This window comes from Asticcacaulis sp., assembly GCF_035497195.1.
Taxonomy (GTDB): domain Bacteria; phylum Pseudomonadota; class Alphaproteobacteria; order Caulobacterales; family Caulobacteraceae; genus Asticcacaulis.
In genome coordinates, this window is sequence record NZ_DATJDZ010000014.1 from 630,194 (window position 1) to 642,918 (window position 12,725).

Annotated in this window: 18 protein-coding genes; 9 read left to right on the forward strand and 9 right to left on the reverse strand. The window is 58.8% G+C overall.

The genetic code is table 11. The annotated features are described in order from the left end of the window. The first annotated feature begins 157 nt into the window (after positions 1-157). Positions 158-829 (forward strand): PAQR family membrane homeostasis protein TrhA, encoded by a 672-nt coding sequence (trhA, locus tag VL130_RS07070; RefSeq protein ID WP_325362044.1) that lies wholly within the window; start codon positions 158-160, stop codon positions 827-829. A 117-nt stretch (positions 830-946) separates the two neighbouring features. Here trhA and chpT read toward each other — a convergent pair whose 3' ends face one another. Beyond that, entirely contained in the window at positions 947-1,660 is a 714-nt protein-coding gene (gene chpT / locus VL130_RS07075; protein ID WP_325362045.1) for a histidine phosphotransferase ChpT, read from the reverse strand. A gap of 216 nt (positions 1,661-1,876) precedes the next feature. Here chpT and cysK point away from each other — a divergent pair, with 216 nt between their 5' ends. Further along, positions 1,877-2,848, forward strand: a complete 972-nt coding sequence (gene cysK, locus VL130_RS07080) for a cysteine synthase A (RefSeq protein ID WP_325362046.1) — start codon at positions 1,877-1,879, stop codon at positions 2,846-2,848. A 44-nt stretch (positions 2,849-2,892) separates the two neighbouring features. Here the strand turns inward: cysK and VL130_RS07085 are convergent, their stop codons facing one another. From VL130_RS07085 to VL130_RS07095, 3 genes are all read right to left on the reverse strand, one after another. After that, positions 2,893-3,690, reverse strand: a complete 798-nt coding sequence (locus tag VL130_RS07085; RefSeq protein WP_325362047.1) for a class III extradiol ring-cleavage dioxygenase — start codon at positions 3,688-3,690, stop codon at positions 2,893-2,895. Positions 3,691-3,760: 70 nt separating this feature from the next. Then, positions 3,761-4,321 (reverse strand): YceI family protein, encoded by a 561-nt coding sequence (locus VL130_RS07090; RefSeq protein WP_325362048.1) that lies wholly within the window; start codon positions 4,319-4,321, stop codon positions 3,761-3,763. Positions 4,322-4,340: 19 nt separating this feature from the next. Next, positions 4,341-4,931, reverse strand: coding sequence for a YceI family protein (locus tag VL130_RS07095; protein WP_325362049.1), 591 nt, complete (start codon positions 4,929-4,931; stop codon positions 4,341-4,343). Between the two features lie 204 nt (positions 4,932-5,135). On the opposite strand from VL130_RS07095, the gene VL130_RS07100 reads away from it, so the two are divergent. Together VL130_RS07100 and VL130_RS07105 are read left to right on the forward strand one after the other, a co-directional pair. Further along, positions 5,136-5,915 (forward strand): tetratricopeptide repeat protein, encoded by a 780-nt coding sequence (locus tag VL130_RS07100; protein WP_325362050.1) that lies wholly within the window; start codon positions 5,136-5,138, stop codon positions 5,913-5,915. A 45-nt stretch (positions 5,916-5,960) separates the two neighbouring features. Next, positions 5,961-6,476, forward strand: a complete 516-nt coding sequence (locus VL130_RS07105) for a DUF1993 domain-containing protein (protein WP_325362051.1) — start codon at positions 5,961-5,963, stop codon at positions 6,474-6,476. 132 nt (positions 6,477-6,608) lie between these two features. Here VL130_RS07105 and VL130_RS07110 read toward each other — a convergent pair whose 3' ends face one another. From VL130_RS07110 to VL130_RS07120, 3 genes are read right to left on the reverse strand one after another with little or no spacing between them, the layout of a single operon-like run. After that, positions 6,609-7,700, reverse strand: coding sequence for a saccharopine dehydrogenase family protein (locus VL130_RS07110; protein WP_325362052.1), 1,092 nt, complete (start codon positions 7,698-7,700; stop codon positions 6,609-6,611). Continuing rightward, positions 7,693-8,319, reverse strand: coding sequence for a DUF4166 domain-containing protein (locus tag VL130_RS07115; RefSeq protein ID WP_325362053.1), 627 nt, complete (start codon positions 8,317-8,319; stop codon positions 7,693-7,695). The genes VL130_RS07110 and VL130_RS07115 overlap by 8 nt, the downstream gene beginning before the upstream one ends. Continuing rightward, positions 8,316-8,720: a DCC1-like thiol-disulfide oxidoreductase family protein gene (locus VL130_RS07120; protein WP_325362054.1), complete on the reverse strand. Its 405-nt coding sequence runs from the start codon at positions 8,718-8,720 to the stop codon at positions 8,316-8,318. Before VL130_RS07120 ends, VL130_RS07115 begins: the two co-directional genes overlap by 4 nt. Positions 8,721-8,773: 53 nt before the next feature. On the opposite strand from VL130_RS07120, the gene VL130_RS07125 reads away from it, so the two are divergent. Genes VL130_RS07125 through VL130_RS07135 form a run of 3 tightly spaced genes read left to right on the forward strand, consistent with a single transcriptional unit; the run spans position 8,774 to position 10,109 of the window. Next, positions 8,774-9,238, forward strand: coding sequence for a DUF2269 domain-containing protein (locus VL130_RS07125; protein ID WP_325362055.1), 465 nt, complete (start codon positions 8,774-8,776; stop codon positions 9,236-9,238). A 58-nt stretch (positions 9,239-9,296) separates the two neighbouring features. Next, complete coding sequence (locus tag VL130_RS07130) at positions 9,297-9,926, forward strand: glutathione S-transferase family protein (protein ID WP_325362056.1); 630 nt, start codon at positions 9,297-9,299, stop codon at positions 9,924-9,926. A 54-nt stretch (positions 9,927-9,980) separates the two neighbouring features. Beyond that, positions 9,981-10,109 (forward strand): hypothetical protein, encoded by a 129-nt coding sequence (locus VL130_RS07135; RefSeq protein WP_325362057.1) that lies wholly within the window; start codon positions 9,981-9,983, stop codon positions 10,107-10,109. Here the strand turns inward: VL130_RS07135 and VL130_RS07140 are convergent. Then, a complete protein-coding gene (locus tag VL130_RS07140) occupies positions 10,106-10,564 on the reverse strand; it encodes a DUF4442 domain-containing protein (protein WP_325362058.1) in 459 nt (152 codons plus the stop codon). The two genes, VL130_RS07135 and VL130_RS07140, sit on opposite strands and share 4 nt — an antisense overlap. 133 nt (positions 10,565-10,697) lie before the next feature. Between VL130_RS07140 and VL130_RS07145 the strand changes: the two genes are divergently transcribed. Together VL130_RS07145 and VL130_RS07150 are read left to right on the forward strand one after the other, a co-directional pair. After that, positions 10,698-11,309, forward strand: coding sequence for a cytochrome b/b6 domain-containing protein (locus VL130_RS07145; RefSeq protein WP_325362059.1), 612 nt, complete (start codon positions 10,698-10,700; stop codon positions 11,307-11,309). Position 11,310: 1 nt separating this feature from the next. After that, positions 11,311-12,075 carry a molybdopterin-dependent oxidoreductase gene (locus tag VL130_RS07150; protein ID WP_325362060.1) on the forward strand — a complete coding sequence of 255 codons (765 nt, stop codon included), beginning with the start codon at positions 11,311-11,313 and terminating at the stop codon, positions 12,073-12,075. Positions 12,076-12,210: 135 nt separating this feature from the next. On the opposite strand, the gene ybaK is transcribed toward VL130_RS07150, so the two are convergent. After that, positions 12,211-12,684 carry a Cys-tRNA(Pro) deacylase gene (gene ybaK, locus VL130_RS07155; RefSeq protein WP_325362061.1) on the reverse strand — a complete coding sequence of 158 codons (474 nt, stop codon included), beginning with the start codon at positions 12,682-12,684 and terminating at the stop codon, positions 12,211-12,213. Positions 12,685-12,725: the final 41 nt, after the last annotated feature.

The following is a 12,725-nucleotide window of genomic DNA, read 5'->3' on the forward strand; positions in this document are numbered from 1 at the left end:
AGAGGCAAGTCGCATCGAAAGAACACGTCACCTTTCTTGATGGGGCCGGCCTTTACTTCACCTCATTTTCCGCTTACGTAAACGTTAGATTTTATCCCCTTGCAAAACGCAAAATTGTGATTGGGAAGACCGCTGTCAAAGGCCTAAAATACACATCATGACCATCGAGAAACTAACCGAAAAACTATCGCACTACCCCACCAGATGGGCGCGCCATGCCGACCTCATCGTGCATATCGTGGCGCTGGCCTTTGCCTTGTTCGGCGGCGGGGTGGCGCTGGGTCTTGCGGTCAATCATGGGCTTCTGGGGCGGATCGCCGCCATTACTATTTACGCGCTCGGCATGATTGCCATGCTGGCCTTTTCAATGGCCTATAATTTCGCTGTGCCGCGCTGGCAACCGCTGCTGCGCCGGCTCGATCACGCCGGCATCTTCCTGATGATCGCCGCCAGTTATACGCCCTTCACCACCCAGGCGCTGAAAGGCGGTTGGGCCTTGTGGATGAGCGTCGGTGTCTGGTCGCTGGCCGCTCTGGGTATCCTGGCCAAGTTGTTCCTGCCGGGGTTGGGCAAGGGCTTTTGGGTTGTGCTCTATCTGATTTTGGGCTGGCTGGTGGTGATCGCCATCGGGCCGATGGTCCGCGAAGTGCCGTTGCCGGCCATGATCCTGCTGGCGCTTGGCGGCGTGGCCTACAGCGTCGGCACCATCTTCTACGCCATGAAAAAACTGAAATTCCGCCGCGCCATCTGGCACGGTCACGTCCTGACCGGCGCGGTTCTGCACTATGTCGCTATTCTCGTCGGCGTCGTGCTGGTGGGCTCGAATTAGCTGGCTTTCTCCTCCCCATTTCTTAAATGGGGAGGGGGACCACGCAGTGGTGGAGGGGCGCCCCTCCGTCATTTGCTACGCAAATGCCACCTCCCCACTTCGTAGGGAGGAGATTTCTTAACCCGGCAGCTTGACCGTCAGAACCAGATGATCAGTCTCGGCGGTGAAATCGAGCGTGCCGCCGGCTTCATTGACCGTAGACCACAGCCAGTGCGGCTGAATCCACTGACCGTTCAGGCCATCACCCAAAGGCAGGCCCTTGAGGCCTTCGATGGCTTCGGCCTTGAGGCGGGCGCGCGGGCCGGCGGCATCGGCCGTCAGGGTCAGGCCATTGTCATTCGTCACGGCGGTCAGCGTCGCCTTGCCCCCGGTCGGTAGGGAATTGCTGGCGAGCAGGCCGAGATTGAGCAGGGTGCGCGCGGCCGGCTTTTGGAACAACATGTCGGCCGGAATGGCGAAATCGAGTTCGGCGCGCAGGGTCGAGAACACGTCGCTGAGGATTTTTTCAAGCTGGGCGCCGCTGAAGGCTTCCGAGGTGCTGGCGGCGCCGTAGGCGACACGGGCGAAATGCACCAGGGTCAGCATCTTTTTGGCCGAGGCGGTGATCAGGTTGAGCGCTTCCTGGCGCATATCCTGCGCGGACGGATCTTCCAGCAGATCGAGGCCCGACATGATGGCGCCGGCGGGCGAGATGAAATCGTGGCACAGCTTGCCGACCAGTTGGGTGGCCAGGTCGTGCGGGTGCATCTCCAGAACCGAAGGTGCCGGCATGGCAGGATCGATAGCGGCGTTCTCTGCATTGTTCAGGTTCGGTGTTGACAGATCGTCCATGCTCATCTTCTTATCCGTTCGCTTGTTCAGGCTTTGGGGTCGGGCTTCAGTTTAGTGTGACTGATCCGAAGTGTGAGGTGATTTGCCTTACTCTGGAAGCCAGGAAGAGATAAGATGTTTTGATATGTCTTAACGAGCGGTTTACAAAGCGCACGCGCGCAGGGGCGATCGCCCGGAATCCCCTGTTCATTTAGAAAAACAACCTGGAGACCCCTTATGGCTGATGCTCAATCCTCCCTCGCCCGCAAAGGCCGCGGCAAGATATTTGATTCGATTCTCGACACAATGGGCGATACGCCCCTGATCCGCCTGCCGCGCCTGTCAGCGCAATACGGCGCCAAGGCCACCGTGCTGGCCAAGCTCGAATTCTTCAATCCGATGGCGTCGGTCAAGGACCGTATCGGCATTTCGATGGTCGAGGCGCTGGAAGCGGCCGGCAAGCTGAAAGCCGGCGGCACCATCATTGAAGCCACCTCCGGCAATACCGGTATCGCCCTGGCCTTTGTCGCCGCCGCCAAGGGGTACAAGTGCATTCTCGTCATGCCGGAATCGATGTCGATCGAACGTCGCAAGATGCTGCTGATTCTGGGGGCGCGCCTCGAACTGACCCCCGCCGAAAAGGGTATGCGCGGCGCCATGGCCCGCGCGCAGGAACTGCTGGAAGAAACACCGGGCGGCGTCATTCCGAAGCAATTCGAGAATGAAGCCAATACCTTCGTTCACCGCTTATCGACCGCCGAGGAAATCTGGAACGACACCAATGGCGCGGTCGATGTGGTGGTGTCGGGGGTCGGCACCGGCGGCACGATCAGCGGCGTGGGCGAAGTGCTCAAGGCGAAGAAGCCGTCGGTAAAGATGGTGGCCATTGAGCCGGAAGCTTCGGCGATCCTGTCCGGTGGTGAGCCTGGTCCACACAAGATCCAGGGACTTGGCGCTGGTTTTGTGCCGGCCATTCTCGATCGCGGCGTCATCGATAGCGTCGAGACGGTCAGCAATGATGCGGCCTTTGCGATGGCGCGCAAATCGGCCCAGGTCGAAGGTCTGCCGGTCGGTATTTCGTCGGGTGCGGCGCTGGAAGTCGCTTTCCGTCTGGCGGTGATGGACGAATATGCCGGCAAGACGATTGTGGCGATCATCCCGTCCTTCGCCGAACGTTATCTGTCGACGGCCCTCTTCGACGGACTGTAGCAAAAAAACTCCCCCTGAAACCAGGGGGAGTTTTAAAGATGAAATCAGCCAAACTGAAACGCGCTGATGGCGATGCCGGTGGTGCCTAGACTATCCTCGTGATAGGTCCGGCGCACGGTGTCGCCATCGGCCGCGCCGGCCGCCACCATCAGCGGGATCAGGTGCTCCTCGCGCGGGTGGCAGTCATGAGCGCCGGGGGCGCTGGCCCACTCATTCAGGCCGTTGATGTCGGCCGTCAGTGTCTCATTCAGCCAGTTGTCGAAAGCGTGTGACACCGGACCACTTCCGGAACCACGCCCCATCAGCGGGGGGATGGAATGGTAGCTCATGCCCGAACCAATGATCAGCACGCCTTCGTCACGCAGAGGCGCCAGGGCCTTGCCCAGCGCAATATGTTCCGCCGGATTGAGGCCCTTTTTCAATGACAGTTGCAGGGTCGGGATCTCGGCGTCGGGCCAGGCCAGCAGCATCGGAATAAAGACGCCGTGGTCGAAATCGCGCTGGCTGTCGGCGGCGACCGTAATGCCGGCTTCGGCGGCGAGCGCCTGCACGCGGGCGGCGATGGCTTCGGAGCCGCGCGCCGGATAGTTCAGCTCGTAGGTGTGCGGCGGAAAGCCGTAATAGTCGAAAAACATGCCCGGCGCCGGCTTGGTTTGCACGGTAAAATCGGCCTCTTCCCAATGCGCCGAAACGATTAGCAGTGCTTTGGGTTTCTCGCCGACATCAGAGGGCAGGCGCTTAAGGTATGCGCCCATCTTGTCCCACATGCCGGCGGGGTTCCAGTCCATGAAAAAGCACGGTCCGCCGCCGTGAGGAATGTAAACGGTCGGGGTTCTGGTCATAATCATTTCTCTCAAATCTCCAAACCTGAGGAGTCCATGCCTTCAAAAAAGGTTGGCGGCGCTTGAGCGGCTAATAGGCTTCGGCGTCGATGATCAGGTCGATATCATCGCCGACGATCGGCTCCAGATTGCCCAGCCCGAAAGCCCTGCGGCTGAGATGCGCGGTGGCGGAAAAGCCATAGCCTGTTTTGAAGACGGCCGGATTGAAGGCTTTTTTGTTGAAGGTGACGGCCAATACCTCGCTTTGGGTGACGCCGTGGATGGTCAGGTCGCCGGTAATGTTGGCGGTGTTCTCGCCGGTTAACTCGACCTGGGCGCTTTTAAAAGTCGCGGTAGGGAATTGCGCGACCGCGAAATATTTCTCGCTTTTCAGCAGGGCGTCGAAAGCGGGCAGGGCGGTGGTCAGGGTTGTCATATCGAGCGTGATATCGACGGCGCTCTTCGTCAGGTCATCATGATCAAGCGTCAGGGTGCCGGTAGCGCCCATGATCTTGCCCGATGGATGCGACAGGCCGAAATGTGGATATTGGAAGATGACCGAGGTGTGGTCGGGTTCGAATGTCAAGGTATCAGCCTGCGCCGAACCGGCCATGAGGCCAAGCGCAATACAGATGGCGGCAAATCTCAACATCCGAACCTCCTTTCAGCGCTTACTGAGCGTTGGCTTCCGCTTCAATATAGAGATCGATCTGGTCGCTGACGGCTGGCACATAGGTGCTGATGCCGAAATCCGAACGATTGATCGTGCCCTTGGCGGTAAAGCCGGCGGTGAGCTTCTTCATCATGTTCGGCCCCTTCTGGTTCAGTGTCACATCGAGGGTCACCGGCTTGGTGACGCCATGCAGCGTCAGGTCGCCGGTCACCTTGGCGGTGGTGGCGCTGGTCGGCTCGACCCTGGTGCTTTTGAATGTGGCGGTCGGGAACTTGGCGGCGTCGAAGAAGTCGGCGCTTTTCAGGTGTTCGTCGAGCTTCGGCACGCCGGTATTGACGCCATCGATGGCGAAGGAGACCTCGACCGAACTATTGGCAGGGGTGGCGTCATCGAGCGTCACGGTGCCCACGGCGTTCATGAACTTGCCGGTCGGGTGCGAGAAGCCGAAGTGGGTATACTGGAACGTCACCGAGGTATGGGTGGGTTCCAGAGTGTAGGTATCGGCGGCGAAGGCCGGCGCCGAGAAGGACAGCAGGGCGAAAGCGAAGGCCGAGGCGGACAGGACGGATTTGAGAGCTAACTTGGTCATTGGAACTCTTTCAGGGGGTGAATCATAAAATTGAAACGTAACAATAGTGGTTACTGTTGTGAATTTCAAGGGACCGCCGTCACAATTCGAAGGAACTTCATCCCCCTGTTATACGGCGTAATTGCGGCGGTGGCAGATAAGAAACGGTAATTGCCTGAGTGAAAGAAGTGTGGTCTGTTCACGATCCAGAACAGGGGGATATTTATGATTTCGATGCGTATGTTTGGCCTGATGGCGGCTGCTTTTTTTGTGGCCGCACCGGCCTTGGCGGAGGATGCCACGCCACGTCTGCCGGATGTTCAGATCGTCGAGTGCCGCACGCATGACGCGACGCAGGAAAAGGCTGACCAGGCCCTGGCGATGTCGGCGCTCGATCTCATGCAGGCGCACGATATCGACAAGCTGAACGCCCGGCTGCCCGATCTGAAAGCGGCGCTCGGTCATGCGCCGGACGTACTTTCGCATCCGGAACATTGCGGCGACAGCATCATTGTCTATTCGGATGAACTGAGCGACGTGCTGACGGTTTCGGCCATGATCCAGGGCCATGAAAAGGAATTTGGAGCATCGAAGGTGGCGCAGCATGAGGCCTTGCCTTATCCGCTGCTGGCTTTTGTCGTCGGCTGGATTGAATTCGAGAATGAGGATTTCCAGTCGGCGCATGACGCCTATGCCAAGGGGCTGATCAACGATCCGAATTACCATTCCTTGATCATGGAAGACACCCTGACCCTGGCGGCGCTGCATCGCAGCCCCGAGGCGCTCGGTCAGCTTGACGCCTACCTGGCGCGCAATCCTGACCTGCCGGATGCGCAGATGGCCAATGCCCTGCGCAAGCGCGGCTATGTGCTGGTCGAGCTTGAGCGCTGGGATGAAGCCGAGACGGCGTATAAGGACTCTCTCAAGCTGGAGCCCGATGACGAGACCGCCCAGAGCGAACTTGAATATATTGCGCAGAACAGGCCTTCCAAGCCGGCCAACTGACCCCATATGCAGGCCTCCCTACCTGACACACCAAGAGGAAAACATATGTCTGAGGCGGTTCAAATCGATATGTACAAGGCATCCGTGCCGGTGGTGCTTAACGCGCTCACCAACCTGAAGGCCATACTCGGCAAGGCCGAGGCCTGGGCCGCGGAGAAAAACGTCAAGGAAGCCACCGTACTGAACGCCCGCCTGGCACTCGACATGCTGCCTTTCTCCAGGCAGATCCAACTGGTCAGCGATACGGCCAAGGGCATTGCGGCGCGTCTTGGTGGCGTCGAAAATCCGTCCTATGCCGATGAAGAAGCGACCTTCGCGGACCTGCACGAACGCCTGCAAAAGACGATCGATTTCGTCAAATCGGTCGATGCCAGGGGCTTCATTGGTTCGGAAACGCGCGAAGTGGTGCTGAAATTCCCCAGCCGCACCATGGAATTCACCGGTTTGAGCTACCTGACCGGTTTCGCCATCCCCAACCTGTTTTTCCACGTCACCACGGCCTACGCCATCCTGCGCCATTCCGGCGTGCCGATCGGCAAGAGCGACTTCCTGGGCGGTTAAGATTGTGAGAACCTCCCCTGATATCAGGGGAGGGTGGCCGTAAGGCCGGGTGGGGTTATCTACGGAAAAATCAGCCTGCATTGAGGTTGGGTTTAACCCCCTCCGGCGCAAGAGCGCCACCTCCCCCTGATATCAGGGGGAGTTCTTTTCAAACACCTCAATATCGAAGCGCCGGAGTTCATCGAGGTAGTCTTCGAGCCTGACCAGGCCGACACACGGAAAGGCCCCATGCGCAAGCGTGGGGTCTTTTTCATGCAGGCGTTTCGCGAGAAGAATCGCCGGCACGCAGGGGATCTGCGGGCCGTCGCCGGATTTGGCCACGATAAACCACGAACGGGTGAGCGGCGCGCCGATGTGATCCGTGCCGCTGATGGTGACGTGCATCCCGCCGACATCACTGCCCATGACATTGAACCAGTCACTGACCGCCAGCAGCGGTTTCGCCAATGCCGACAAGTTAAGCGGCAGGCCCGCGCGCACCAGTCCGGATATGGCCCATAGCCCCAGGTGCATGAAACCCAGTTCCAGCCCGGCGCCAAAGCGGATTGACCGGAAACCATAGATCGGCGGCAGCAGGTCGAGATCAGGAATATCGCAGGTGCTGAGCCAGCGATCTCCCATGACCGGATAAACCTGCCGGTGCGTATCCTGCCAGCCATAGGGCTGCGGATGTCCGGCGAAGGGGCGCAGAGGTTTGCCGACATAGCTCATGATGGCGCGCGTGGTGGCCAGTCCACGCTCGGCTTTTTGCCCCGGAGAAATGCCGAAATCGAGCGTATCCATGCGGGCGAATTGAGGTTTCAGGTGCTCGACCACCGCCGATGACAGGCCGGGCACCGTGCTGGCGCCGCTGATCAGGGTGACGCCCGCGGCCTTCGCTTCGACATCGAGAGCGCTGAAATCGCGGACGAAATAGCGGCCGTCGGCGAGATCGATATAATGAACGCCAGCGGCGATGCAGGCCCGCGCCACCTCATAATCGCTGCCCTGGAATGGCCCGCAGGTATGGATGACGACGGATGGCTTCTCCGCCGCCAGAACCGTGCCGAGGTTGCTGTGGATATCGACCTGCAAAGGCCGCGCATTGAGCAGTTTACGGCACAAGGCCTCGGCTTTCGAGAGATCGCGTCCGGCGACTAATATCGGCAGGCCATGGCGCGTCAGGGCCTCGGCGATGCGTTTGCCAAAATTGCCGTAACCGCCCAGGATCAGTATGTCACCCATCGCGCAGGCTCACTTCCGTCACGGTAAATTCGCCTTCATAACTGTATTCGGTCAGTGCCTGAAACAGCCCGCCATAGAGCGCCATGCGCATCTTGAAGCTGTTTTCGCCGGTCGCCTGTTCATAGGCGCCGCCATGTCCCAGCAAAAGTTCACCGAGCCATGACAGGGGCAGGTCTCTTCCGAATATCCGCCAGACATAACCCCTGTGCTGCAACAGTACCTTGTCCTTGTCGTAATAATAGGCGCAGCGCCAGCCGACGCCGTTCGCCATATATTCGATGACTTCGTGCGGCCGCTGCATGATCATTTTCGAACGAAAGACATATGGCGGGCGTCCGGGAAACGCAAAACGCCGCTCGAAGATGAACGCTTTCGACTCCGGTTCGCTGCGGAATTCGACCGTGCAGGGCACATCCATGCCTTCCCACGGTGTCAGCATCTTGCAGGCCTTCAGCAGGGGCGAGAACAGACGCAATAAGGGGGCCATGCGGATGGTCAGCTTGCCCGTCACAGTTACGCGATCATTCGAAAACGGTCGGTTGGCGTAGTGCGCCTTTAGCGCCGGTGGCAGGCTTTTCCATTGTTCGGCGAATATCTCCGCAAAAATTGGCAAGGTCATATCGGTGTCCGGCCAAGCACCTTCAGCGTCAAATCACGCACGCCCTTCATGAAGGGATAGGCGAAATCGACTGTCTTCCTGTGGCGAAACAGGATGACGTTCAACCGGTTGAGCCAGCCGGTTTCGGAGCCGATCAGGGCCAGCAGGTGCAGGGCGTCGCGGCCATGATAGAGCCGGTCCTGAAACTTGACGGCGATGCCCTGATTGAGGTCCAGCCCCTGTGCCGTGATCTCCGCCATCAGTGGATGATTGGTCGCCTCACGCGCGTTGAGGATGCGCAGTCGCCCCACCGCCTGTTTGATCCGCACCATCTGGGCGGAGGCTGAACAGAAGGGACAATCACCGTCGTAAACCAGCCAGATAGCCGGCGTCTCGTCAGGTTGTGATTGCGGCGCGGGCATGTGGGGTTTAAGTTCCTGTTCGCAAAATCTTACCACAGGGCGGACCGGCGGCAATGCTTTATCTCTGCGTCAAATGGTTACATATCCTGTCATCGACCGTGCTGTTCGGCACGGGTATCGGCACGGCCTTCTTCATGCTGATGGCCAACTTCAGCAAGGATATCCGCGCCATTACCTTCGCCTCCCGCACGGTGGTCATCGCCGACTGGGGCTTCACCACGCCGGCGGTCATTATCCAGCCTCTGACCGGTCTGTGGCTGATGCACCTGACCGGTGTGACGTTCAGCGCCGGCTGGCTGGCTGCTGCCCTCGCGCTCTACATATTCGCCGGCGCCTGTTGGCTACCGGTGGTGTGGATGCAGATCCGCATGAAGCGCCTCGCCGCCGAAGCGCTGGCGAGCGATACGCCCTTGCCGCCGGCCTACTGGACTTTGAACACCTGGTGGATCACGCTTGGCAGCATGGCCTTCCCGGCGGTGGTGGCGATCTTCTGGCTGATGGTTTTCAGGCCGGTTTAGGCTTGCAAGCGGGCGGTAAGCGCCTATCTTTGACGGTAATTATCGAGAGGAACGGACCATGATACATCTCTATGCCTGGGGTACGCCAAATGGTCGCAAGGCCACCATCATGCTTGAGGAACTCGGGATTCCTTATGAGAGCCATCCGGTCAATATCGGTAAGGACGAGCAGTTCAGGCCGGAATTTCTCGCCATCTCGCCCAATAACAAGATACCGGCCATCGTCGATGACGAAGCGGACGGCGGGCCGTTGAGCCTGTTTGAATCGGGCGCCATCCTGATCTATCTCGCCGATAAGTATGGCCGCTTCGTGCCCATCCTGCCGCACGAACGCTATACCGTCATCCAGTGGCTGATGTGGCAGATGGGCGGCCTGGGGCCGATGATGGGGCAGCTTGGCTGGTTCGTGGTGTCGGACAAGGGCCAGACGCCTACGGGCGTCAAGCGTTACGCCGCCGAGGTCGAGCGCCTGTTCAATGTGCTCGAAAAGCGCCTGAGCGAGTCGCAGCATGTCGGCGGGGATGAATATTCGATCGCCGATATCGCCATCTATCCGTGGATTCAGCAGTATCGCACCCGCGTGCCCGATCATGTCGAACCGCTGATCCAGGCGCGGCCGTTCATTACCAACTGGCTGGCCGAGGTCGGCCGCCGACCGGCGGTGATGCGCGGCATGAAGCTGCCCTAAGCTGTACTTTGCCTGGCGTAACTGTCATACGAGCTTTTTTGAAAGATATGTCCGATGAATAAAGCCAAGCACCGCCTGCTGACCCCGATTGAACTGGCCGAACAGCGCAAGGCCCAGATCCAGGCCCAGACCGCCAAACTGATCGAGGCGCAGAAGAAAAAGGCCGAAGCCGCCAAGGCTTAAGCCGGCTTCTGGAAATCCTTACGGCGGACGTAAAGCGTCTTGTGGACCTTCGCCACGATCACGTCGTCCGTATCGATCACATCGACTTCGTATTCGGCATCGAGCTTGCCTTTGGTATCGGCTTCCAGCTTTACGCGGGCGATTTCTGCCGGCGGAATATGGAAATGCGCCTGCACGGATTTGCGGCCGGGCTTGAGAAAGCGGATCGACGCCGCCTTGTCCCAGACGATGTAATCGCGGCCCAGTTTGGTCATCAGAATGGCCATGAAGAACGGATCGCACATCATGTAGAGCGAGCCGCCGAACTGGGTGCCGACGACGTTTTTATTCCACCAGCGCAGCTTCATCTCGACCGTAATGGCGGTGAAATCCGGTGCGGTGTCGATCACCCTGATACCGGCGCCGATCAGTGGCGGATACCAGTTGATCATCTTGAAATGGTCGGTCCTAGCCATGATGACGTCCTTGATTTGTTTCCGTTCACGTCAACATATGCGCGCCGGCAAGTCAATAATCCGCCATGCGGGTAACCGATTTTGGTTTCAAGTCGTATACATGTTAGGCTGACACAAAACCGGGAGTCTTCGTGTGGACAAGATCAGTATCCATCCCCTGTGGCTGCGGATCATCCACTGGGCTAACGCCGCGGCGGTGATCGTGCTGATCATGAGCGGTTGGCGCATCTATAACGCCACGCGCTTCATGCACCTCTATGTGCCCTTCACCAATGAACCGTTGTTTCCATCCAAATGGACACTGGGCGGCTGGCTTGGCGGAGCGATACAATGGCATTTCGCCGCCATGTGGGTGCTGTTCGCCAGCGCTGTTCTTTATACGGTTCTGTTTATCTTTTCGCGGCGTGGCAAGCAGTTCTGGCCGATCACGCCGAAGGTATTGTGGAGCGATATCAAAGGCTTTCTCACCGGCCACCTCAGCCACGCCGATATCCGCAAATACAACACCATCCAGAAACTGGCCTATCTGTTCGCCATGGCCGATCTCGTCGTGCTGATTGCCTCCGGTTTGGTGTTGTGGAAGAACGTGCAGTTCGGCTGGCTGCGGGTGCTGCTCGGCGGCTATGAGGCGGCGCGTTATATCCATTTCTATGCCATGTGCGGGATCGTGGCGTTTATCGTCGTGCATGTGGTCATGGCCCTGTTGGTGCCGAAGACCATCAAAGCCATGTTGTGGGGGCGCTGATATGGACAACGACATCAAGACTGACGAAGAGGCGATCCTGAAAGAGGCGGAAGGTCTTTTGAAAGACCCGGCGAAGCGCCGTCTGCTAGGCAATGTGCTGACGCTCGGCGGGCTGTCGCTCGCCACCGGTATCGCGCTCAATCACTATGGCTCGGTGAAAGAGATTTTAAAGGCCGTGTCGCGCTTCAACGATGGCGCGCAAGGTGTGATCTTCAACCCGAATAACCTGGCGCCGACCTATACCGAAGCCGATATCAAAGAGCCGTTCCCTTTCAACGCTTTTTACAGCGTCGATAAGGCGCCGGTGGTTGATCCGGGCAGTTTCCGCCTTCAGCTTTCCGGCAAGATATCCGATCGCCGGCCGTGGGATTTGCCGGCGCTTTATGCCCTGCCGCATACGGAACAGATCACCCGCCATATCTGCGTCGAGGGCTGGAGCGCCATCGGCCGCTGGGGCGGGGTGATGTTCTCGGAGTTTCTCAAGCGGGTAGGGGCCGATACGACATGCAAATATGTCGGTTTCAAATGCGCCGACGGTTATTTTACCAGCATAGACATGCCGACCGCCCTGCACAGCCAGACCCTGCTGGCCTTTACCTTCGACGGTCAGTTGCTGCCGGCGAAATACGGTTTTCCGATGAAACTGCGGATGCCGACCAAGCTGGGCTACAAAAACCCCAAGCATATCGTCGAGATATTCGTCACCAATGTCTATCCTGGCGGTTATTGGGAAGACATGGGCTATAACTGGTTTGGGGGAAGTTAGGCTACTTCTCCTCCCTACGCAGTGGGGAGCCGGCCGGCCGGTGCCGGGGACTGCAAAGCGGTGGAGGGGCGCCCCTCCGTCATTTCGCTTTGCTCAATGCCACCTCCCCATTCAAGAAATGGGGAGGAGAGGGTGCTACGCCGTCAAATCCACGAATGGTGCGTTCAATGACCGTGCGGCATCGTCCGGCGTGAGGCTCAATAATAGCCCGCGCTGGCCGGCATTTATGTAAATCGTGTCAAACAGTTGCGCCGTTTCGTCGATCGCTGTCGGAGTCGCTTTACGCTGGCCGAAAGGCGAAATGCCGCCCACCTTGTAGCCGGTCAGGCGTTCGGCATCGGGCACCTTCATCATGTGGCCGGACTTGCCGTGGAAAGCCGCGGCCATCTTTTTCATGCTGACCTCGCAATCCGACGGCACCACGACGCAGACCGGCTTCCCATCGACCTCGGCCATCAGGGTCTTGAAGGTCTGTGACGGATCGATACCGAGCGCTTCCGCCGCCTGCAAGCCGACGCGCGGCGCGTCCGGATCGTAGTCATACGGGTGCAGATCGAAGGCGATGCCGAGTTTGGTGAGCATCAATGTGCCGGGTGTGGTTTTGGACATGGTGTTTGTGTTCGTTAAAGTAAGAAACCCCACCACCATCC